This window comes from Bradyrhizobium erythrophlei (assembly GCF_042430365.1).
In the GTDB taxonomy this organism is placed as follows: Bacteria; Pseudomonadota; Alphaproteobacteria; order Rhizobiales; family Xanthobacteraceae; genus Bradyrhizobium; species Bradyrhizobium erythrophlei.
Map to the genome: position 1 here is coordinate 58,625 of NZ_JBHMET010000144.1, position 19,838 is coordinate 78,462.

A 19,838-nucleotide genomic window follows, 5' to 3' on the forward strand; every position below is an offset into this window, starting at 1 on the left:
CGTCACGTCTTGACCAGGCCGAGCCGGATCAGGCTCTCGGCGGTCGCGACGATCATCTCCTCGTTGCTGCGCGGTCGCCAGCCAAGCAGGGTTTGCGCCTTGGCGCTGGTGGCGTGCCTGACCTTGCCGAGCAGCGGCAGGGCCGCGCGGGCCATCGGGTTGCGCCGTGCAGCGAGCCGCATCAGCCAGTCCGGCGCCTGGAACCGCGGCACCCGTCGCGCCCTGCTGCCGAGTTTGTCGCGCAGCACGCGGGCAATCTCGAGGATCGACATGGTCTCGCCGGCAATGGCGAGGAAGCGTTCGCCGCTGGCCTTGGGCGAGGTCATCGCGCGCAGATGCAGGTCGGCGACATCGCGCACGTCGACGAGGCCAAAATAGATCCGCGGCACGGCCGGCATCGCGCCGTCGAGCAGCGCCTTGACGATGCCGATCGAGCCGGAGAAATCGGGTCCGAGCACCGGCCCGAACACGGCGGTCGGATTGACCACCGCAAGCTCGAGACCATTGCCTTCGCTGGCGACGAAATCCCAGGCGGCACGCTCGGCGAGCGTCTTGGATTTGGGATAGGCCTGCGCGTCCTCGCCATCGAGGTTGGACCAATCCGTCTCGTCGAACGGCGTCGATCGCGGCGGATGGCCGTAGCCGATCGCCGCCATCGAGGAGGTCACGACGACGCGCTTCACGCCGGCGTCGCGCGCGGCGCGGAGCACACGCAAGGTGCCGTCGCGCGCCGGGATGATCAGCTCGTTCTCGTCCGCGGGCACGTAAGACAGCAATGGCGAGGCGACATGCAGCACGTAGTCGCAGCCGGCCACCGCCTCGCGCCAGCCGTCGTCGCGCAGGAGGTCGGCAGTGACGAAGGAGAGCCTGTCCGGCGACGCCGCGCCACCCTCGCGCAGCATCGCGATCACGTCCTTGTTGCGATCGGGATTGCGCACGGTGGTCTGTACCTCGTGGCCCGCGTCCATCAGTTGCAGGATGGTATGCACGCCGATGAATCCCGATCCGCCCGTCACCAAGACCGTACTCATCGTGTTGCCCTTTCTATGGTTCGGTGGTGCCGGTGGAGATTGCGCCGCCTGACCGGGAGTCTAGCCGATGCCGAGTGCCCGGCGGATCGCGATCTCGACCGGCGAATAGGCACCGTCCGCGCGTTCCAGCCGGTAGGGCTCGGCCGGGCCGAGCGCCGGCTGCGCCATGAAGCGCGGTCTGGTACCGCGATGCTTCTGGGCGGCATGAACGAGGAAGGGATGGCACAGATAGACGGTGCCGGCCTCTCCCGTCGCCAGCGCGACCTCGCAATCAGCGCCGATGTCATCGAGCATCATGCGGGCACGGCCGGCCTCGCCGGCCGGCGCCAGAAATCGCGCCATCGGCAAATGCGAGCCGATCCGGATCCGTGTCGGCGCATCATCCTCGCCGACATCGGAAAACAGGAACAGCATCAGAAGCGCGCGGCCGCGCGAGACGATGTTGACCCGCCAGGCCGAGAAGTCGTGCCGCTCGTTCGGATCGCAATCGTCGCCGGGAAAGCTGACGTCGACATGCCAGCCGTCATCGCCGGGATCGTCGGGATGCGGAAAGCGCACCGGAAAAGTTCCGATGTTGTCGCGCGGATGCCAGCGGCCACGGCCCGCGATCTGATCGAACGCACGATACAGCACCGGGGTGTTGATCGCCTGCCGGAACGGTTCCTCGCCATAGCCCGGCAGCCGGATCACCGGCCGCGTCCAGGTCGAGGGATCGTGTTCGCTGCAGGGCAGATCGCGCCACATGATGGCGCGGCCCAGTTCCGCGAGTTCCCGGGGGAAAGCGTTGTCGATCCGGACAAAGCCCTGTTCGATGAATTGCTCGATCTGCGCGGCATCAAGCGCACGCGCGCCGTCGCGATGGGTCATGATTGTCTCTCAAGCTGCCGCCAGCCATCGGTGCTCCGCGCTACGCGGAGTCTGGCCGGCTCGTTCTGTTCAGGGGAACCCCGCCAGGCGATGCCTGCCGGGCCGATCTGCGCTTCCAGATGGAAGCGGGATCAAGCGCCCAGGAAGAAAACCGAAGCGATGCTGAGAGTACGGGTCATCATAACGGCGCGAAGCTACAGCCGGCGCGCGCCGGAATCAATCAATGGCGGCCGGCCATCGCACCTACTCGTCGCGATAGACCTTTTCGCGCTTCTCATGGCGCTCCTGCGCTTCCACCGACAGCGTCGCGATCGGGCGGGCTTCGAGCCGCTTCAGCGAAATTGGCTCGCCGGTCTCCTCGCAATAACCGTAGGTGTTGTCCTCGATGCGCTGGAGCGCGGCGTCGATCTTGGAGATCAACTTGCGCTGGCGGTCGCGGGCGCGGAGCTCGATCGCACGGTCGGTTTCCGACGACGCGCGGTCGGCAAGGTCTGGGTGGTTGACGTTCTCCTCCTGCAGCGTCTGCAGGGTGATCTTCGATTCGCGGAGGATCTCGTCCTTCCAGGCCAGCAGCTTGGCGCGGAAGTAGTCGCGCTGCCGCTCATTCATGAAAGGCTCTTTTTCAGTCGGCCGGTAGTTCTTCAGCTTTTCCAAAGGCAGCCATGTCCCTGTGAAGCGGAGAGAAAATCATCCCTCCGCGCGGCGCCTTATATAGCCATGACATGTGACAGACAATATCTGCACCCGGCAATTGCGGGCTGCCCCCAAAGCCTTGCACAGGCAAAGTTATCCGCCCCGCTTGGGGGTCGGCCGGGCCCCTCAGTAGCCGACCGTGAACCGGCTCCGGATATGGGCCGGACGCTCGATTTCGTCGACGAGTGCAACTGCGAAATCCTCGAACGAGATCCAGCTTTTCCCGTCGGCTGCGGTCAGGAGCTGATCGGTCCCGAGGCGGAACTTGCCGGTCCGTTCGCCGTCCACGAACAGCGCCGAGGGCGACAGGAAGGTCCAATTCAGTTCCCTTTCCTGCCGCAACAGGTCCAGGAACGCGCCGCCCTTCTCGGCCTCGGCCTTGTATTGGGGCGGGAAATTGGGGGTAGTCACCAGCCGGACGCCGGGGGCCACCTCCAGGCTGCCGGCGCCGCCGACCACCAAATAGCGGCCGACCCGGGACTCCCTGGCCGCGCCGATCAGCTTGGCCGGGTCGCTGGCCAGGAAGTGGACCGCGCTGACGGCGGCGTCATGGCCGGTCCACAGCGCGGCGAGCCCGGCCTGGTCGAACACGTCGCCCTTCTTGGGCGTGACGTTCGGCAGCTTGGCGACGTTCTCGGGGTGGCGGGCGATGGCGGTGACGGTGACGGTGTGGCCGCGGCGGGCGAGTTCGGCGGTGATGCGCGAGCCGGCCCGGCCGGACGCGCCGGCGACAGCAATCTTCATCCGGGGTCTCCAATTGGTAGTTTCCGATGGTGACTAGATAGCCAAATGGATGTAGGTGTGAAGTGCGCACTTATGCGTCACCTGATTACGCCGGAGTAACCGCGATGAGAGCCGCTGCACTGAAACCGGATGCCTATGCCGCCAACTGCCCGACGCGCCAGATCCTCGACCGGATCGGCGACAAATGGGCGGTGCTGATCCTGCTGCTGCTGCGCGACGAGCCGATGCGCTTCAACCAGCTGCGCCGCGCGATCGAGGGCATCTCGCAGAAGATGCTGTCGCAGGTGTTGAAGAGTCTCGAGCGCGACGGCCTGCTCCGCCGCCGCGCGATCGCGACCGTGCCGGTCACGGTGGAATATTCGATCACGCCGCTCGGGCTGACGCTGGCGGCCGCCGTCGATCCCGTGCGCGACTGGGCCGAGCAGAATCTGAAGGAGGTGCTGGCCGCGCAGCGCCGCTACGACGCGCAGCGCAAGGATCTCGCCGCGTGAGGCAAAAGCGGAGGAGCTAGTATTGCCCGGCCTTCGCGAGCTCGACTTCGACGCGCAGCTCGATCTCGCTCAGCACTGCGTCGAGGCCGGCATCGCCGGAGGATTCCTTCAAGCTCGCGGCGGCATTGCGCAGCCGGCTCACGGTCGAGGGATCGAAATTGCCGGACAGCAATCCGAGCTTGAGGTCGTCGAGTACGTCGAGCGCGCCCTTGCCGCGTGCGACCGACCGCTTGCGGCGTTCGGTCATATCTTCGACGCCCTGCAGCGCGAGCAGCGCGTCGATGCTGGCGGCGGCCTTCGGCGCGGCGGTGGAGCGGACCTCGTCAGGCACCGACGTCGTATCCGGCAACGAGAAGCCGGTCGAAGAGGTACGACGCGTCGAGCTCGTGGGCGAGCCAAGCGTGGTGCCGTTCGGTCCATAGATGCGCATTGTGATGATCTCGCTGACCCCGCGTGCCGCGAGCTTCGCCGTTTTATGGTTAACGGGACGTAAACGACCCGGCAATTTCTGCCGCCGCACGGCAGTTTCGCGCTCCCTGCCAAACCGGAGCAAAACGACGGAGCGACAATTTCGATAAATATATCAACACATTGCCCCTTCCACTCGGCGTGGCACGGGGCTCGCATGGTTAATCGCGGATCGCCGTCATGGGAGTGTCGCGTGATCCGCGTGTTGGTTCGAGGGGAGCACTGGGATGCCCGGCATCCGCAACGCAAGACTATTCGCAATGGCCTGCGCCGCGCTGGTTGCGCTGGCGTTGTCGGCCATGCCCGCAGCCGCGACGTCGCGGATCAAGGACCTCGCCAACATCGAGGGCGTGCGCCAGAACCAGTTGATCGGCTACGGTCTCGTGGTCGGCCTCAACGGCACCGGCGACACCCTCAACAACATCCCCTTCACCAAGCAGTCGCTGCAGGCGATGCTCGAACGCATGGGCGTCAACATCCGGGGCGCCACCATCCGCACCGGCAACGTCGCCGCCGTGATGGTGACCGGCAATCTGCCGGCGTTCGGCACCCAGGGCACGCGCATGGACGTCACCGTCTCCGCGCTCGGCGATGCCAAGAATCTGCAGGGCGGCACCCTGCTCGTCACGCCGCTGCTCGGCGCCGACGGCAATGTCTATGCGGTGGCGCAGGGATCGGTGGCGGTCGCCGGCTTCGCGGCCGAAGGCGCCGCGGCGAGCGTCGTGCGCGGCGTGCCGACCGTCGGCCGCATCGCCAACGGTGCCATCATCGAGCGCGAAATCGAGTTCGCGCTCAACCGCCTCCCCAACGTGCGGCTGGCGCTGCGCAACGCCGACTTCACCACCGCCAAGCGGATCGCCGCCGCGGTCAACGATTTCCTCGGCGTCAAGACTGCCGAGCCGATCGACCCCTCGACCGTGCAGCTCTCGATCCCGTCGGAATTCAAGGGCAATGTCGTCGCCTTCCTGACCGAGATCGAGCAGTTGCAGGTCGACCCCGATCTCGCGGCGAAGATCGTGATCGACGAACGCTCCGGCGTCATCGTGATGGGCCGCGACGTCCGCGTCGCGACCGTTGCGGTCGCGCAGGGCAATCTCACCGTCTCGATCTCGGAAAGCCCGCAGGTCAGCCAGCCCAATCCGCTGTCGCGCGGCCGAACGGTCGTGACACCGCGCACCAGCGTCGGCGTCAGCGAGGACGGCAAGAAGTTCGCGGTCGTCAAGGACGGCGTGTCGCTGCAACAGCTCGTCGATGGCCTCAACGGCCTCGGCATCGGGCCGCGCGACCTGATCAGCATCCTGCAGGCGATCAAGGCCGCCGGCGCGATCCAGGCCGATATCGAGGTGATGTGATGGACAGCCTGATCAACTCCACTCACAGCAGCATGCCGAAGAAGGCGGTGATGCCGCTGTTCAAGGGCCGCCCCGACCCACTGCTCCAGGACGCGTTGAAGCAGGTGTCGCCGGAGGCGCAGGCCAAGGCGAAGAAGACCTCGACCGACTTCGAGGCGATGTTCCTGAACTCGATGTTCTCGCAGATGACCACCGGCCTGAAGGGCGAAGGCCCGTTCGGCGACACGCCCGGCACCGGCCCGTGGCGCTCGATGCTGACCGACGAATATTCGAAGAACTTCGCCAAGGCAGGCGGCGTCGGCATTTCCAACGAAGTGTTCCGCACCCTGATCCTCCAGCAAGCCAACCGCGCCGGCTGACCGCGCGCCCGACGGAGAAGCGTGAGATGAACCAGCGTCCCCTTCAGCGGCCAGCGCCCGCCCTCGCCGCACGGCAGGTGCCGTCGACGCCGCCCGAGGTCTCGAGGCTCGCCGAAGAGCTGATGGAGGTGATGAGCGCGCTCATCGCCGTGATCGAGCGGGAGACCGAGCTGGTGCGCGCAGGCAAGGTGCGCGAAGGCATGCAGCTCGAAGCCCAGAAATCGGAATTGTCGCGGCGCTATATGGTCGCTGCCGAGCATCTGAAGGCCGCGCAGAAGATGCTGTCGCAGACGGCGCCCGAGCTCCTGACGACGTTGCGCCGCCATCACGATACGTTCCGCGCCATGCTGCAGGTCAACCTGACGGTGCTGGCGACCGCACATGCGGTGTCGGAAGGCATCGTGCGCGGCGTGAATTCGGAGATCCAGCGCCGCAACATTCCGAACACCTACACCGCAAGCGGACAGCGCGCCGCGCCCGGCCCGCGCAACATGACGCCGCTCTCGGTCAGCCGCTCACTCTGAGCGCGGTTCGCTACAATTTTCGTCAATTCAGCGCATGCGCGTCAGCGCGGGATTCAGCGCGTTCTCTAACAGCCTGTTGAGAGGTGGCCCGTATAGTTGCGGACCGTGAGGGGTTGGGATTTGACTCAAAGCTAGAGCTAGTGCCTGCGCACTAGGAGGCTGCCATGAGTACGGATTTCAACATCAAGCCGGTGGGGGCACCGGTTGCGGCGCCGATCGCACCTCCCGCAAGCGAGACTGCGCAGAAGGCCGTTGCGACCGAGCTGCCGCTGCGCCAGAGCGTCACGGCTCCGGAGCCGAGCGTGCGCGTGACGATCGACGCGAACGCCGTCAATGCATCGCTGATCAATCAGAGTGCGTCGTTGACCAACCAGGTGATCATCGACCGCGAGGCGGCCGCCATCGTCTACCAGGTGGTCGACGATCGCACGAGCCAGGTGGTCAAGCAGTTTCCGGAAGAAGCGGTGTTGCGTCGCCGCGCCTATTTTCACGCGCTCGATCTCAGCAAGGAAGCGCCGACGCGCCTGCGCGCGACCGACCGCCACGTTTGAATGAAGTGATTTGAATCGTCAGCTCGCCTGTTTGGCGTAGGCCTGGTCGAGATAAGTCGATCCCGTCGCCGGATCCTTGACGACGTTCTTGATCAACGCCGTGCCCTGCTTGACCAGCTGAAACTTGGTATCGCCGACCCGGAACCCGCCGTCCTTGATCAGCACATCCTGATACTTGTTGGTGCCGTCGCTCTCATAGTGCACCTTGCCGCGAAAGCCCGAGACGTTCGAGACCGTGATCTTGAACGTCTTGTTGTTGGCGTATTTCCCGCTCCAGCTACCCTGATAGAGGCTGGGGTCAACCGGGACATAGGGAGTCTTGGACGGAACGGTCAGGCCCACGGCCTTGTAGTTGGCCGACAGGATGCTCATCACGTCGGCCATGCCGAACCTCCGTCGAAACCGGACCGATCAGCCGCGGCCGGACAGGCCGGCGGCCAGGTTGCAGTTGATGTCGATCAGCGACTTCAGTTTCGCAGGATCCGGATTCATCTGCATGTCGATGGTCTGCTTCATCACGAACACACCGATATTGGCGATGTTCTGCCGGACCTCGAGCGGCTGCGGGTTGTCGTCGCCCTGCGCCGCGCTCATGAAGATGGACCACAGCCGGCGGTTGAACAGCAGCGCGTTATCCATCGCCTTGCCTGGGCCGGTCCAGTTGGTCTGGACTTCCTGCAGCTGCCGGGCAGCCTTCAAGAGCGCCTGCGCTTCGATTTCACGTGGGGACGCCGTCGTGGCTGACGTGCGTGCGTAGGCCTGGGCTGCATTCGACATTCAATGACCTCGATGGACGCGGATTTCTTGGGCCGCTGAGAGACTGCAAGAGAGTGCCCATTTTTTATACGAGCCGCGCCTTTAAATATGGTTAGCGGCCGTTACCAAATGCGCCTTAAGCACGGCATAACGGTATCCTGCGGGACTTGATCCCGCCAAAAGGTAACGGCGGGGTTTCCCCCGCCGTTTCCGTCGTGCGTCTTAGCGGAGCAGCTGGAGCACGCTCTGCTGGCTCTGGTTGGCGAGCGCCAGCGCGGACACTGCGATCGACTGGCGGGTCGACAGCGCCTGGCTGTTGGCCGCTTCCTCGTTGGTGTCGGCCAGCGTCAGGTTGGACGAGCCGGTCTGCAGCACGTTGATCAGGTGCTTGGAGAAGTCCTGCCGGGTCTGCACGATCGACAGGTTCGAACCCAACGCGGACGCCTGCGACCGCAGCGAGTTGGAGGCGTTCGAGAGCGAGGTCAGCACCTTGTTGGTCGCGGTGTTGTCGATGAAGTCGGTACCGACCGTCAGGTTGGACAGGCCAAGGCCCGCCGCGTTGAAGGTCGTGCCGGTGATGTTCAAGGTCGACTTGCCGGTCTCGTTGAACACCAGCTTGAGCGAGTCGCCGTTCAACAGGTTGACGCCATTGAACGAGGAGTCCTGCGCGGTGGTGGTGATCTGCGACAGGATGTTGTTGAATTGCGAGACCAAGCCGGCGCGGGCCGCCTGCGCGTTCGGATCCTGGACCGGAGCCGACGCCGACTTGCCGGCGAACAGATTGGTCGAGCCGGTGAGCGCGCCGATCTGCTGCGAGGCGTTGTCGTTGTTGGTGGTGATCGTCAGCGTGCCCGAGGCATCCACCGTAGCCTGCAGGTTGTTGCCCGCCAGCGCCGCGTTCAGCCCGTTGAGGTCCTTGATCTGGCTTGCGCCAGTGCCGAAGGTGATGTTGGTCGCGGTGCCGGTGCCGACCGCGGCCACCTGAAGCACGGTGCCGATGGCGAGGTTCGAGCTGCTCGAAGGCGTGCGCGCCAGCGAGGTGGTGGCGGAGCCGTTGCCGATGCCGAGCGAGGCGAGCAGCGTCGAATTGCTCGAGCTGATCGAGAGGTCGGCGGTGGTGCCGGTCGAGATGGTGAGTTGGCCGCCGACGACCGAGGCGGCGGTGGCGCCGGACGCGGTGCTGATGGTAGCTGCGCCCGCCGAGATCGCGGCGGTCTTGACGCCGGTCGCGAGGTCGACCGCAGTCAGGAGGTCGCCGATATTGGCGGCACCGGCGTTGAGATAGACCTGCGAGTTGCCCGCACCGTCGGTGACGATGTTGCCGCTGACGCCGGAGCCCGCGGTCACTGCGGCGGCCGCTGGGGGCGCACCGGTCTTGAAGGTGATGGTGTGGCCATCGACCGTCAGCGTGTCGCCATTGGCGATCGTAGCGGTGATGGTGTCGGCGTTGGCGGCAACCGTCAGCGAGGTCGCGGCGGTCACGTTGGCGGGAGTCGTGAGGTTGTTCTTGGTGACCAGACCGGTCAGGGTCGCGGCGGTGTAGGAGCTGCCGCCGAACAGGTTGGACGCGGTGGCGCCAGCGCCGAGGGAGACTGAGAAGCTCGACTTCGAGGAATAGCCGACCTGGGTCTGCAGGGCCTGATTGGCGACCGACTTGGCGCTGTCGACCAGCTTCTGCAGCGAGGTGATGCCGGTGTTGGCGGCCTGCAGCACCTGCACGCCGTTGCCGATACCATCGAGCAGGTTATTGATATCGCTGGCGCGGTTGTCGAGCGACTGCGCCGTGAAGAAGTTGGTCGGGTTGTCGAGCGCGGTGTTGACCTTCTTGCCAGTGGCAAGGCGGTTCTGCGTGGTGGCGAGCAGATCGGCGGTTGACTGGAGCGAGAGGAGGTTCTGACGAACGGAAGCCGAGAGAACGATACCGGACATTTTCATACCTTTCTGGTGTGAAATTGAGGAAATGAGCCGCTCCAATCCTTTCTGATCGGGCGGATGGCCCATTCTTGCGAACAACGCTCGAAGAAAAAACGAAACCGCGGGAGGGGAATTTATTCAAATGCAACAGAATAGAATTGCTCCTGCAGGATCAGGTCCGTGCAAGAAGCCACTGCCTCTGCTGCACATTTCTGGCGCGCGCACGGCGTCCAGGCCTGGACCGTTTACCAACTGTTAACCATGATCGGAAAGGATTGCTGTCGCATCGGCCCGCGGTCGCGACGGCGGCTGCTAAGCAGAGCCGACATCACATTCGATTTGCTGCAACGACACCCTGCGCAACTGGCGGCAACGGAGAACGGGCATGGCTTTGAAGGTCGAACTCAAACCGAACGAGCGCATCATCGTCGGCTCCTGCGTGATCACCAACACCGATCAGCGCGCCCGCCTCCTGATCGACGGCGACCGGATTCCGATCCTTCGCGAAAAGGACATCCTGACGCCGGAGACCGCCGACACGCCGGCGAAGCTGATCTACCTGGCGGTGCAACTGATGTACCTGTCGCCCGATCCGATGGCGCACCATCCGACCTATTTCAGCCTCGTGCGCGACATCATCATGGCGATGCCGAGCGCATGGCCGTTCATCGAGGGCATCAACAATTTCATCCTCAATGGCGATCTCTATCACGCGCTGAAGGAATCGAAGAAGCTGATCAGCCACGAAGAGAAGGTGCTCGAAACCGCGCGCAGCCTGCAGGAAGCCGCGCAGGACAACAGCCGCAAATCGGCGTAGGCGCTCCACCGCAGAATACAAAAAGGCCTCCAAACGGAGGCCTTTTTCATGTCGGCGCCTCGATGATCGCGCGATCAGACCGGCAGGTACTTCAAGAGCGTGGTCTGATAGAGCATCGAGGTCGTCTGGTACGACGCCTGCAGGCTGGTCTGCAACGCGAGGATCTTGGTCGCGACCTCGTCCTGATTGATGCCTTCAATCGAGTCGAGCATGGTCTGCGCCATTCCCTTGAGCTGGGTCTGGCGGTCGGTGGCGGCCTTGATCGCGGTCTGCGCGCCGGCGAACTCGGCCTGCACGTCGGTGATCTGCTGCTGGCCGGTCTGCGGGGCGAGGTTCGCCGTGATCCGCTGCGCGAGCGCGGTCACCTGGGCGCTCGCATTCGGATTGCTGGCGTTGGTCGTGACCGCCGCATACACCGCGATGTTCTGCAACTGATAGCGGAACGCCTGCTCGTTGCCGCGCGCGCCGTATTGCACGGTGATGGACTGGTCGACCTGGGCCACCGCGGTGCCGCGCGCGGAGCCAGTGCCATTCTCGCCAGTGTACCAGAACACGGTGTTGGCCGGCGTCCCCGCCACCAGGCTGGTCGCGGTGCTGAACGGCGGGCCCCCGACCCGTAGCGGCGCCGGCGTCGCGGTGGCGTTGTTGGCAATGCCGAGCGCACCAAGTGCGGCGGAGTTGGAGCTTGCGATCGACAGGTTCGCGCCGTCGGCGCCATGCAGCGTGATCGCGCCATTGCTGATGGTCGACGGATTTTTGGTCCCCGTGATCTGGTCAATTTTCGACAGCAGGGTCTGGACGTTGTCGGTGATGTTGACCTGGTTGCCGGTCGCCCCCGACGCGACAAAGGTGATCGGCGTGCCGTTCACGGTGATGGTGTCGCCGACCGAGAAGCCTGTGGTGAGCGAATCCGTGCCTGCCGCACCCGACAGCTTCGTCGCGCCGGTGATCGGCGCCACGGGGGCGTTCTGGTTGTTGACCGCAGCACCCGAAATCGACGCGACCGGATTGAAGAAATTGTTCGACGCGGCGATCGCCGACGCCGCGACCAGCGAGGTGTCGCCCAGCTTCTGGATCGACGAGGTCAGCGTCGCCTGCAGGTTCGTCGTCGTCGCAGCGGTATTGGCGCCGATCAGGAACGAGCCTGATGGCGGCGGGTTCGTCGTGGTCGCCGTGAGCTCGATCGCTTCCGTCGTGCCGTCGGGCAGCGTGAAGTTGAACTTGATCTTGTCGCCATTGTTCGGGTTGACGGCACCGAGATCGACCGCGGTGGCCCGCGGCGTGCCGGTCGGCTGGGTCACGGTGGCGCCGGTCAGCGAGGATTGCACCGACAGCAGTTTCAGCCCGAACGCCGAACCGTCTTCGGCGACGCTGGTCACGGTGGTCGTCGCCGGCGGCGACGATACGGTCAGGCGGCCCATATTGCTGGTGCCCTGATCGGCCTGCCTGCGCTCGTTGATGAGTTGGGTGAGGCCAGCCTGGGTCGCCGTCCCGCTCAACATGGTGTCGGCGGGCACGGTTGCCGGCGTGTCGGTGGCGCGGCCGGAAAACAGATAGCGGTCGCCCGACTGGCTGTTCAGCAGCGACACAGCGTTGGCGAACGCGGCCTGCGCCGTGATCTGGCCCGACGTCTGGCCGTTGTTGTTGAGCGTCAGCGTCGCCGTTGTCGAGGCGCTCTTCACCTGGGCCCCGATGTTGGACAGCCCCTGTAGCGCGAGATTGGCGACGCTCAGGCGGGTGTTGACGTTTTTTGCGGTGTCGGAAAAGGCATCGATGCCCGAGACCTGCGCGCGCAGGCTCAGCGCAAACCCGCGATCCGGCCCCTGCCCGGCATAGGTCGTCGAAACCTTTCCGGTCGCAAGCTGCGTCGTCAAGTCGTTGAGCTGGTTCCGCAGATTGACGATCGCGGAGCCGATATAGGAAGTCCTGCCGTTAACGCCATCGATCGCCATTTTACCCTCACATGGCCTGTATCAGCGTGTCGTACATCTGCTTGATCGACGACATCACGCGCGCGTTGGCGGAATAGGCGTTCTGCAGCGCCAGTAGATGCGCCATTTCGTCGTCGATGTTGACGCCGGCCGACGCGTTCATCTTGCTCTGCAGCGTGTTGAGGACGACGTCCTGGCCGTCCGCCAGCTGCTTAGCGGACGTCGCGTTCTCACCTTGCTGGCTGATGAACTGCCTCGCGAAGTTCAGCAACGTGCCGGAGAACGGGGCGCCGGTGGTGCCGAGCCCGGTCTGCGGCGAATAGGTGTAGGTCCCCTTCGACAGCTGTGAGAGCATGAAGTCGGAGCGCGTGGTATCCCCGGCCGCGGTCTGCGGGTTGGTCGAGTACACGATCGTGCGCGAGGGATCCCCGATCACCGCGGTGTTGACGCTGATACGGGCCGCGAGGCCGGTCATCTGCGACCCGTTCGCGGTGATCGCGCCGCTGTAGGGCCCACCATTGTCGGTGAACAGCGGAAGCTGCGGATTGCCTGAGGTGAGCGAGGAGATCGTGGTGGTGACGGACGCCGCATTCACGGTCGAGCTGTTGGCGGCACCGTTGTTGAGCACGCGCAGGGTCGATCCGGATGGATTCGAGAACTGGAGGTTCGCAGTCGAGCCGAGCGCCCCGTTCAGCTGCGACAGCACCGAGCTCATGCCACCGGAGAAATCGACCCCGAGCACCTCGTCGTTCGGGTCGACGGTCGCGGTGTTGCTGAGCGGCAGCACGCTCGGATTGTCGACGCGGACGATCGACAGGTTGTGCGTGATGCCGGTGGTATTGTCCTTGTAGGTGATGTGGATTGTGTTGCCGCTCTGCAGCCCGGTGAGATCGAGATCGAAGCCGGTCTGCGGCGCGACCGAAGCCGGCGCCGCCGTTCCCGCCGTCGTCTTGTCCGACAGTGCGCTGGCCATCGAAGCGGCGAACTGGTCGACCTGGGTCTGCGCTTTCACCAACGTGTTGTCGCGCAGCTCGAGATAGGCGGCGATCTTGCCGGAGCGGATCGAGTTGGTCGACACCATGTCGTAGCTGCCGCCATGCGGAAACGTGATACTGATGGTGCCGACATTGCTCTTGGTCGGATCGGTATTGTACAGCGTATTGGGCGTCATGGTGCCCTGCGGATTGAAACTGAGCGTCGCCGCTTCGGTTCCGACCAGCTGCACGCCGGAGTTGGTGAACACGGTCACCTGGTTCAAATTGTTGGTGACGGTGCGGATGTCCACCAACTGCGACAGCTGCGAGATGTACTGATCGCGCTGGTCGAGCAGCGCCGCGGTCGACGCGTCGGTCTGGCCGCTGTTCTGCAGTTGATTGTTGATGTTGGCGATCTGTTTCAGCGCGTTGTTGGCGACGTTGACCGAATCGTTGATGCCGGTCTCGGCGTTGGCGCGCAGGTTCTGGATGCCCTGCGAGGCCGCATTGAGCTGCTGCGCCATGGTCTGCGCGGCGTTGACGACCCCGATGCGCGCCGACTGCGAGTCGGGACTTGTCGACAGACCCTGGAGCGCGGTCAGAAACTTGTTGTAGGCGTCCTCGATCGTACCGGTGCTGTCCGGATTGCCGTACACGCTCTGCAGGTTGGCGAGGAAGGTGGAACGGGTGTCGGCATAGGCGGCGCCCGAAGTCTCGGTGCGGAGCTGGCTCTGCAGATACTGGTCGAGCTGGCGGTTGACGCCGTTGATGAGCACGCTCGAGCCGAAGTCGCCGGTGGTGCCGGCGACCTGGTTCAACGTCTTCTTGGTGTAGCCGGGCGTTTCCGCATTGGCGACGTTCGACGACACGAGCGAAAGCGACGCCTGCGTGGCGCGCAGGCCCGACATCGCGGTGGAGAGGGCTTGGCTCAAACCCATGACGTGTTACTCGCCCTTACTTCACTTCGTGCCGCGTGCGTCATCGCCGCGATCAGCGCATCACGTTCAGGAGATCCTGCACCATCGAGTTGGAGGTGGTGATGACCTTGGTGTTCGCCGAGTAGGCCTGCTGGGTGACAATCAGCTTGGTGAATTCATCGGCGATGTCGGTGTTCGAGCTTTCAAGCGAGGAGCCGACGATGGTGCCGGCCTTGCCGAACAACGCGGCGCCGGACTCGTCGGTCGCCTCGAACGCGCCGCCGTCGATGCGCTTGAGGAAGTTGGTGCCGTTGAAGGTCGCCACCGAGATTTGCGCGAGGTCGATGTTGCGGCCGTTGGTGTAGTTGCCGACGATGCGGCCGTTGGTCGAGACGCTCACCGATTGCAGCTGGCCGGCGGGGAAACCGTCCTGCTGGATCTGGTTGACCTGGACGTTGCCGTTGGCGTCGGCGAACTGGGTCACGCCGCCGGTGCCGAAGTTGACGACCGGGCTGCCGAGCGACACGCCGTTGACGACGGCGTTGTTGAGCGTCACCGACGCGATCGCCGGCGACATCTGGCCGCTCGCCGAGAAGGTGAAGTTGACATTGGCATTCTGCCAAGCCACCTGCGTGCCGGTGGCGTTGGGATTGACCTGGTAGAACAGGTTCCAGGTGTCGGTGTGGCCGGCGCCGAGCGAGGCGCTGTCGGTCTTCCCCCAGCGGAACTGCAGGTTCACCGGAGCGCCCGAGACGTCGTAGGTCGTCACTGCGCCGCCGGCAACGCTCTCGTTGAGGAAAGTCGTGTTGTCGTTGCCGACGACCTGGCCGGTGCCGACCGTGCCGCCGCCGCCGCGGGTCGCAACCGCGGTGCCAGTGAAGCCGAGCGCCGCGAAGGCGGTCGAGTTCGAGCTGGTGACCGAGAGATCCGCCGTCGTGCCTGAATGCAGGGTGATCGAGCCGCCGGAAATCGACGACGGGATCGCCGTGCCGGTGATCGAGTCGATCTTGCTCAGCAGGGTCGAGATGTTGTCGGTGACATTGAGCTGGTTGCCGACGGCGCCGGACGCCACGAAGGTGATGACGGTGCCGTCGACCGTGATGGTGTCGCCGGCCACGAAATTGGCGTTGATCGAGTTGGTGCCGGCGGCACCCGACAGCGCGGTGCTGCCGGTGTTCGCCACCGACGGCGTCGCCTTGTTGTTCTGCACCGTTCCGGAGGTCGAGGCGTCAGTATAGGGCGCGGCTGGCGTGCCGAGCACCAGCGGATTGTGTCCGGCGCTGAACGAACCCGGCTGCAGCAGTTCGGAACCGGGCACCGAGGTGTCATGCTTGGTGGTCAGCGGGTACGACGCCAGGTTGGCGCGATAGTCGACCTTGGTGGTCTTCTGCGCCGGCAGGAAGTCGTTCTGGAATCTCAGGACCTTCGGCGAAGAGCCCGAGGGGTTGCCGGTGGTCGGATCGATCGGCACGCCCTCGAGATAGTAGCCGGCGCCGTTGACGAGATAGCCGTTCTTGTTGAGCTGGAAGTCGCCGCGGCGGGTGAAGCGGTCGACGCCGTCGAACACCGGCGAACCGTCAGTGAAGCTGCCGGGCTTCTGCACCGCGAAGAAGCCGCTGCCGTTGATCGCCATGAAGGTCGCGACGGAAGCGGACTGCACGTCGCCCTGCACCGAGTTGGTGGAGCGGGACTGCGCGGTGACGCCGCCAGCGAGCTGCGCGGTCAGCGCGGTCTGCGGAATGAGGTCGAGGAATGAGGTGTCGATCCGCTTGAACGCCGTGGTCTGCGAGTTGGCGATGTTGCCTGAGATGTTTTCGAGTGCGTACGACTCTGAGCGCAAGCCGCCAACAGAGGTCGTAAGAGCGCCGAAGATACCCATGACATGTTCTCCAAATTCGATTCCCGGCGGCTCATGATCCGAAAACTGGCCGCATCGGCGGAGACTGTCGCAAGGGCCGTGCCACGAGGCAAAACGCAGCGGAATCAGGCGCTTGAAAAAAAAGCCCCGGTCGAGGGACCGGGGCACAATTGCCGGGCCGGCAACAATTGCCGGGAAGGAGCGTCAGGTGGCCGACGGCGTGGCCGGGTGGAACACCAGCGCAAATCCGTCCATGCAGTAGCGTAGTCCGGTCGGCTTCGGACCGTCGTCGAAGACGTGGCCGAGATGGCCGCCGCAGCGGCGGCAATGCACCTCGGTGCGGACCATGCCGTAGGCACGGTCCTGGGTGGTGCCGACCGCGTTCTCCAGCGGCTGATAGAAGCTCGGCCAGCCCGTCCCGCTCTCATATTTGGTGTCGGAGGAAAATAGCGGCAGGTCGCAGCCTGCGCAGGCGAAGATGCCCTTGCGATGTTCCTTGAGCAGCGGGCTCGATCCCGGCCGCTCGGTGCCCTGCTTGCGCAGGATCTCGTATTGCTGCGGCGTCAGCTGCGCACGCCACTCGGCGTCGGTCTTCTCGATCTCGAATTTCTCGGCGGCCTGCGCCGGCGAGGCGCGCAGCCAGCGGAAGGCGGCGAGGCCAAGCAGGCTGGCGACGGAAGCAAGCAGGATACGGCGATCGATCATCAATCCTCTCCGATGCGGACGACCCATTGTTCGCCATCAAATACGGGGCATCCTGCGAGAAGTTACATCGAACGATCCGGGATGTTCTCACTTTCTTGCGAGATGGCGGGGTGCGCATCCCCGCCCTGCCGCAGCTCTGCCGGCGGTGGCGGCACCGGGCGCACGGCTCCCGGCGGATCACGGCGCTGCGGCCCCCGGGTTCCAGCCCTCAGATTGGCTTCGGCAAGGCGCGCCTCGCGGACCCGCTGCTTTGCCCGGGCGCCCTCGCGGTAACGGGCGAGCGCTCCTGAGGCGGACGAGGCCCCCCTCGCCCACAGCCCGATCAGATGGCCCGCAACACGACCGGTGGTGCCACCGGCCCAGACCAGCTCGAACGGCGAAAACAGCCGCCAGCGATCATCGCCCCAGAGGATGCTGCGGGCGATCAACTGCCCGGCCATCGCCGAGGTGTTGAGTCCCTGGCGGCCAAAGCCGCTCGCGACCCACAGACCTTTGCGCAACTGGCCAACCTGCGGCATGCCGTGCACGGTCACGCCGACCGCGCCACCGAACGTCTTTTCGATCGGCACCTTGCCAAGCTGCGGAAATACGGTCGCGATCCGGCGTTGGACCGCGGCGCCGAACCGCGCCGGCCGCGCGTCCCAGGTGGCCTCCGGACTGGCCCACAGCAGTCGATCGCCGCCGACGACGCGGAAATGATCGATGCCGTCGCTGTCGGTCACCGAGCCCTGAAAGGCGATCGCCGCCGCAAGCTGCGCGCCGAGCGGCTCGGTCAGCGCCGCATAGCGCCACACCGGCAGCAGCGTCTCGGACAGCCGCTTCAGCGGCGCGCCGAGGTGAATGTTGCCCGCCAACACGATATGCGACGCACGCAGCCGCGCCGAAGGCGTCACGATACGCTTGCGGATGCCCGAAAAATCGATGCTGACGACCGGCGTGTCCTCGAAGATCCGCGCGCCCGCCCGCGTCGCCAGCGCCGCGAGGCCGTGGACATATTTTCGGCCGTCGATCTGGAACGCCTTTGGGAAATAGATGCCGTGGAAGTAACGACCGGTCTTCAGCACGCTGCGGACGCGATCGACCTGCCAGCCCTCGACGTCGGTCGCGAAGTCTTCGGCCAGCGTCTGCAGGCGGCTGATCAACGCCTCGCCGACGTCGACATTGGACACTTCGAGCGCGCCATCGCTATAGCCGATGCCCGGGATCAGCTCCTCGGTGGCGGTGCTGCGGACATATTCAGCGCCCTCCTTCGATAGCGCCCAGAGCTCGCGGGCATCGTCGAGCCCGACCCGCTCGATCAGATCTGCGATCGGCAGGCTGAAGCCCGGCATCACGGTGCCGAGCTGATGGCCGGAGGCGTTCCAGCCGACCTGGCGGCCCTCGAGCACGGCGACGCTGGCACCAAGCCGCGCCGTCTCGCGCGCCACCGTCAGGCCGGCAAGCCCCGCCCCGACCACGCAGACATCGACGTCAAGATCGAATGCCAGGCGTGCACGGGGCAAAGCCGCGGCATCGGGGCCGTCGACCGCACTTGTGGAAGTCTCGCTCATGGCGTTTCTTACGAACCGCTGCGGCGCTTGTCACCTTGTCCTTGGCATCGGCCTGTAGAATTAATGCCGGTTGAACGAATCGAGATGGAAGTCCATGCGCCGTTTGCTGCTGTTGCGTCATGCCAAGACCGAACACGACGCGCCTTCGGGCCACGACCAGGACCGCCGCCTCGATGAGCGCGGCCGGCACGACGCCGCCGAAATCGGCCACTGGATCGGCCGCCACCCGCCCTTGCCCGATCAGGTGCTGGTGTCGCCCGCGGTCCGCGCAGCGCAGACCTGGGAGATCGCACGCGAGGGGCTCGCGCCGCAGCCGAAAGTCGAATTCCTACCAGAGCTCTACGGCGCCGATCTGAAGCAACTATTGACCACGATCCGCATCGCCTCCGCCGTCGACCCAAAGCGGCTGATGCTGGTCGGCCACAACCCGGGCTTGCACGAGCTTGCGCTGACATTGACCGGCAGCGGCGACGACGCCGCGAAGAAGGCGCTCAGCGACAATCTGCCGACCTCGGGGCTTGCCATTCTCGATTTCGCGATCGACGACTGGAACGAAGTGTCGTTCGGCCGCGGCAAGCTGATCCTGTTCGTCAGTCCGAAATTGTTGAGACATTCCTCGCGCGGCTGACGGCGGCGGACATCGCCGTCAGGCCGTGCTATATTGCGTTTGCGCGACAGGGGACCCGTTCGCGTTAAGATGCGTCACAAGACGCATCGCAAGAAAAAGAGGGCTCGCGTCCCGACGCAACGGGACGAAGACGGCTCCAGACCAATCGCGGACAGGAGGCGCAGATGTACAAGTCCATTCTCGTGCCGATCGACCTCGCCGATACCGATCTGGCGAAGCCTGCGATCGCCACCGCAGCGACATTATCGAAGACCTGGAACGGCTCGGTTCGCCTGCTCAACGTGCTGCCGATGACGCCGGTGATGCTGGCCGAATATGTGCCCGCCGATTTCGACAGTCAGCAGCGGGAAACGTCGGAAGAGGCGCTTGCGATCGTGGCGCGCGAATCCGGTATCGACCCGTCGCGGATTTCCGGCGTGGTCCGCCAGGGCGGCATCTATCACGAGATTCTCGAAGAAGCCGCCGCGATGAAGGCCGACCTGATCGTGATGACCTCGCACCGTCCGGCGATGCGCACCTACTTCCTCGGCTCGAATGCCGGACACGTGGTGCGCTACGCCAAATGCTCGGTGCTGGTGGTGCGGCACTGAAGCGTTGTTGAGCGAAGTGGACTCCCGTCCGCGTGAAGACAGCGCGTCAAGGCAAAGATGAAGAAAGATGAAGCATGATGCGATCCGGTCGCATCATGCCCCAGCTTCACGCGAGCGC

The 19,838-nt window shown here is 64.9% G+C and carries 21 protein-coding genes; 8 read left to right on the top strand and 13 right to left on the bottom strand.

What is annotated here, in order from left to right; all coding sequences use genetic code 11:
• Positions 1–2 precede the first annotated feature (2 nt).
• The 4 genes from ACFFWD_RS21885 to ACFFWD_RS21900 all read right to left on the bottom strand — a co-directional run bounded on the left by ACFFWD_RS21885 (position 3) and on the right by ACFFWD_RS21900 (position 3,335).
• Positions 3–1,031, bottom strand: a complete 1,029-nt coding sequence (locus tag ACFFWD_RS21885) for an SDR family oxidoreductase (RefSeq protein ID WP_376968558.1) — start codon at positions 1,029–1,031, stop codon at positions 3–5.
• A gap of 60 nt (positions 1,032–1,091) precedes the next feature.
• Positions 1,092–1,898 carry a phytanoyl-CoA dioxygenase family protein gene (locus tag ACFFWD_RS21890; RefSeq protein WP_376968559.1) on the bottom strand — a complete coding sequence of 269 codons (807 nt, stop codon included), beginning with the start codon at positions 1,896–1,898 and terminating at the stop codon, positions 1,092–1,094.
• A 243-nt stretch (positions 1,899–2,141) separates the two neighbouring features.
• Entirely contained in the window at positions 2,142–2,507 is a 366-nt protein-coding gene (gene dksA, locus ACFFWD_RS21895; protein WP_171707889.1) for an RNA polymerase-binding protein DksA, read from the bottom strand.
• 210 nt (positions 2,508–2,717) lie between these two features.
• Positions 2,718–3,335 carry an NAD(P)-dependent oxidoreductase gene (locus ACFFWD_RS21900; protein WP_376968560.1) on the bottom strand — a complete coding sequence of 206 codons (618 nt, stop codon included), beginning with the start codon at positions 3,333–3,335 and terminating at the stop codon, positions 2,718–2,720.
• A 104-nt stretch (positions 3,336–3,439) separates the two neighbouring features.
• Here ACFFWD_RS21900 and ACFFWD_RS21905 point away from each other — a divergent pair, with 104 nt between their 5' ends.
• Positions 3,440–3,826 (top strand): winged helix-turn-helix transcriptional regulator, encoded by a 387-nt coding sequence (locus tag ACFFWD_RS21905; RefSeq protein WP_376968561.1) that lies wholly within the window; start codon positions 3,440–3,442, stop codon positions 3,824–3,826.
• 16 nt (positions 3,827–3,842) lie between these two features.
• Here the strand turns inward: ACFFWD_RS21905 and ACFFWD_RS21910 are convergent, their stop codons facing one another.
• On the bottom strand, positions 3,843–4,256 hold the full coding sequence (locus ACFFWD_RS21910) for a flagellar assembly protein FliX (protein ID WP_376968562.1): 414 nt from the start codon (positions 4,254–4,256) through the stop codon (positions 3,843–3,845).
• A gap of 265 nt (positions 4,257–4,521) precedes the next feature.
• Between ACFFWD_RS21910 and ACFFWD_RS21915 the strand changes: the two genes are divergently transcribed.
• The 4 genes from ACFFWD_RS21915 (at position 4,522) to ACFFWD_RS21930 (ending at position 7,080) form a co-directional block, all read left to right on the top strand.
• Complete coding sequence (locus ACFFWD_RS21915; protein WP_376968563.1) at positions 4,522–5,646, top strand: flagellar basal body P-ring protein FlgI; 1,125 nt, start codon at positions 4,522–4,524, stop codon at positions 5,644–5,646.
• Positions 5,646–6,005 carry a flagellar assembly peptidoglycan hydrolase FlgJ gene (flgJ, locus tag ACFFWD_RS21920; RefSeq protein WP_376968564.1) on the top strand — a complete coding sequence of 120 codons (360 nt, stop codon included), beginning with the start codon at positions 5,646–5,648 and terminating at the stop codon, positions 6,003–6,005. Before ACFFWD_RS21915 ends, flgJ begins: the two co-directional genes overlap by 1 nt.
• Positions 6,006–6,031: 26 nt before the next feature.
• Positions 6,032–6,529 (top strand): hypothetical protein, encoded by a 498-nt coding sequence (locus ACFFWD_RS21925; RefSeq protein ID WP_376968565.1) that lies wholly within the window; start codon positions 6,032–6,034, stop codon positions 6,527–6,529.
• A gap of 164 nt (positions 6,530–6,693) precedes the next feature.
• Positions 6,694–7,080 carry a hypothetical protein gene (locus ACFFWD_RS21930; protein WP_376968566.1) on the top strand — a complete coding sequence of 129 codons (387 nt, stop codon included), beginning with the start codon at positions 6,694–6,696 and terminating at the stop codon, positions 7,078–7,080.
• A gap of 18 nt (positions 7,081–7,098) precedes the next feature.
• Here the strand turns inward: ACFFWD_RS21930 and ACFFWD_RS21935 are convergent, their stop codons facing one another.
• From ACFFWD_RS21935 to ACFFWD_RS21945, 3 genes are all read right to left on the bottom strand, one after another.
• A complete protein-coding gene (locus ACFFWD_RS21935; RefSeq protein WP_376968567.1) occupies positions 7,099–7,464 on the bottom strand; it encodes a hypothetical protein in 366 nt (121 codons plus the stop codon).
• 27 nt (positions 7,465–7,491) lie between these two features.
• Positions 7,492–7,857 (bottom strand): flagellar biosynthesis regulator FlaF, encoded by a 366-nt coding sequence (gene flaF / locus ACFFWD_RS21940; protein ID WP_376968568.1) that lies wholly within the window; start codon positions 7,855–7,857, stop codon positions 7,492–7,494.
• Between the two features lie 201 nt (positions 7,858–8,058).
• On the bottom strand, positions 8,059–9,765 hold the full coding sequence (locus ACFFWD_RS21945) for a DUF1522 domain-containing protein (RefSeq protein WP_376968569.1): 1,707 nt from the start codon (positions 9,763–9,765) through the stop codon (positions 8,059–8,061).
• Between the two features lie 370 nt (positions 9,766–10,135).
• Here ACFFWD_RS21945 and flbT point away from each other — a divergent pair, with 370 nt between their 5' ends.
• Positions 10,136–10,567 (top strand): flagellar biosynthesis repressor FlbT, encoded by a 432-nt coding sequence (flbT, locus tag ACFFWD_RS21950; protein ID WP_376968570.1) that lies wholly within the window; start codon positions 10,136–10,138, stop codon positions 10,565–10,567.
• A 74-nt stretch (positions 10,568–10,641) separates the two neighbouring features.
• Here the strand turns inward: flbT and ACFFWD_RS21955 are convergent, their stop codons facing one another.
• The 5 genes from ACFFWD_RS21955 to ACFFWD_RS21975 all read right to left on the bottom strand — a co-directional run bounded on the left by ACFFWD_RS21955 (position 10,642) and on the right by ACFFWD_RS21975 (position 18,502).
• Complete coding sequence (locus ACFFWD_RS21955; RefSeq protein ID WP_376968571.1) at positions 10,642–12,519, bottom strand: flagellar protein; 1,878 nt, start codon at positions 12,517–12,519, stop codon at positions 10,642–10,644.
• A 7-nt stretch (positions 12,520–12,526) separates the two neighbouring features.
• Positions 12,527–14,410, bottom strand: coding sequence for a flagellar hook-associated protein FlgK (flgK, locus tag ACFFWD_RS21960; protein WP_376968572.1), 1,884 nt, complete (start codon positions 14,408–14,410; stop codon positions 12,527–12,529).
• A 52-nt stretch (positions 14,411–14,462) separates the two neighbouring features.
• Complete coding sequence (locus ACFFWD_RS21965) at positions 14,463–16,268, bottom strand: flagellar hook-basal body complex protein (RefSeq protein WP_376968573.1); 1,806 nt, start codon at positions 16,266–16,268, stop codon at positions 14,463–14,465.
• A gap of 183 nt (positions 16,269–16,451) precedes the next feature.
• Positions 16,452–16,952: a peptide-methionine (R)-S-oxide reductase MsrB gene (msrB, locus tag ACFFWD_RS21970; RefSeq protein WP_376968574.1), complete on the bottom strand. Its 501-nt coding sequence runs from the start codon at positions 16,950–16,952 to the stop codon at positions 16,452–16,454.
• 62 nt (positions 16,953–17,014) lie between these two features.
• A complete protein-coding gene (locus ACFFWD_RS21975) occupies positions 17,015–18,502 on the bottom strand; it encodes an NAD(P)/FAD-dependent oxidoreductase (protein WP_376968575.1) in 1,488 nt (495 codons plus the stop codon).
• A 94-nt stretch (positions 18,503–18,596) separates the two neighbouring features.
• Here ACFFWD_RS21975 and ACFFWD_RS21980 point away from each other — a divergent pair, with 94 nt between their 5' ends.
• Both ACFFWD_RS21980 and ACFFWD_RS21985 read left to right on the top strand, forming a co-directional pair.
• Positions 18,597–19,130, top strand: a complete 534-nt coding sequence (locus tag ACFFWD_RS21980) for a SixA phosphatase family protein (RefSeq protein ID WP_376968576.1) — start codon at positions 18,597–18,599, stop codon at positions 19,128–19,130.
• A gap of 164 nt (positions 19,131–19,294) precedes the next feature.
• Entirely contained in the window at positions 19,295–19,720 is a 426-nt protein-coding gene (locus ACFFWD_RS21985) for a universal stress protein (protein ID WP_376968577.1), read from the top strand.
• Positions 19,721–19,838 lie beyond the last annotated feature (118 nt).

Excerpts from the sequence above, each read along its gene's own strand:
- ACFFWD_RS21945 (WP_376968569.1), bottom strand. The coding sequence starts at position 9,765 with ATGTCCGGTATCGTTCTCTCGGCTTCCGTTCGTCAGAACCTCCTCTCG.
- ACFFWD_RS21890 (WP_376968559.1), bottom strand. The coding sequence starts at position 1,898 with ATGACCCATCGCGACGGCGCGCGTGCGCTTGATGCCGCGCAGATCGAG.
- ACFFWD_RS21980 (WP_376968576.1), top strand. The coding sequence starts at position 18,597 with ATGCGCCGTTTGCTGCTGTTGCGTCATGCCAAGACCGAACACGACGCG.
- flbT (WP_376968570.1), top strand. The coding sequence starts at position 10,136 with ATGGCTTTGAAGGTCGAACTCAAACCGAACGAGCGCATCATCGTCGGC.
- ACFFWD_RS21925 (WP_376968565.1), top strand. The coding sequence starts at position 6,032 with ATGAACCAGCGTCCCCTTCAGCGGCCAGCGCCCGCCCTCGCCGCACGG.
- flgK (WP_376968572.1), bottom strand. The coding sequence starts at position 14,410 with ATGGGTTTGAGCCAAGCCCTCTCCACCGCGATGTCGGGCCTGCGCGCC.
- flgJ (WP_376968564.1), top strand. The coding sequence starts at position 5,646 with ATGGACAGCCTGATCAACTCCACTCACAGCAGCATGCCGAAGAAGGCG.
- dksA (WP_171707889.1), bottom strand. The coding sequence starts at position 2,507 with ATGAATGAGCGGCAGCGCGACTACTTCCGCGCCAAGCTGCTGGCCTGG.
- ACFFWD_RS21915 (WP_376968563.1), top strand. The coding sequence starts at position 4,522 with ATGCCCGGCATCCGCAACGCAAGACTATTCGCAATGGCCTGCGCCGCG.
- flaF (WP_376968568.1), bottom strand. The coding sequence starts at position 7,857 with ATGTCGAATGCAGCCCAGGCCTACGCACGCACGTCAGCCACGACGGCG.
- ACFFWD_RS21935 (WP_376968567.1), bottom strand. The coding sequence starts at position 7,464 with ATGGCCGACGTGATGAGCATCCTGTCGGCCAACTACAAGGCCGTGGGC.
- ACFFWD_RS21930 (WP_376968566.1), top strand. The coding sequence starts at position 6,694 with ATGAGTACGGATTTCAACATCAAGCCGGTGGGGGCACCGGTTGCGGCG.
- msrB (WP_376968574.1), bottom strand. The coding sequence starts at position 16,952 with ATGATCGATCGCCGTATCCTGCTTGCTTCCGTCGCCAGCCTGCTTGGC.
- ACFFWD_RS21975 (WP_376968575.1), bottom strand. The coding sequence starts at position 18,502 with ATGAGCGAGACTTCCACAAGTGCGGTCGACGGCCCCGATGCCGCGGCT.
- ACFFWD_RS21985 (WP_376968577.1), top strand. The coding sequence starts at position 19,295 with ATGTACAAGTCCATTCTCGTGCCGATCGACCTCGCCGATACCGATCTG.
- ACFFWD_RS21905 (WP_376968561.1), top strand. The coding sequence starts at position 3,440 with ATGAGAGCCGCTGCACTGAAACCGGATGCCTATGCCGCCAACTGCCCG.
- ACFFWD_RS21965 (WP_376968573.1), bottom strand. The coding sequence starts at position 16,268 with ATGGGTATCTTCGGCGCTCTTACGACCTCTGTTGGCGGCTTGCGCTCA.
- ACFFWD_RS21900 (WP_376968560.1), bottom strand. The coding sequence starts at position 3,335 with ATGAAGATTGCTGTCGCCGGCGCGTCCGGCCGGGCCGGCTCGCGCATC.
- ACFFWD_RS21885 (WP_376968558.1), bottom strand. The coding sequence starts at position 1,031 with ATGAGTACGGTCTTGGTGACGGGCGGATCGGGATTCATCGGCGTGCAT.
- ACFFWD_RS21910 (WP_376968562.1), bottom strand. The coding sequence starts at position 4,256 with ATGCGCATCTATGGACCGAACGGCACCACGCTTGGCTCGCCCACGAGC.
- ACFFWD_RS21955 (WP_376968571.1), bottom strand. The coding sequence starts at position 12,519 with ATGGCGATCGATGGCGTTAACGGCAGGACTTCCTATATCGGCTCCGCG.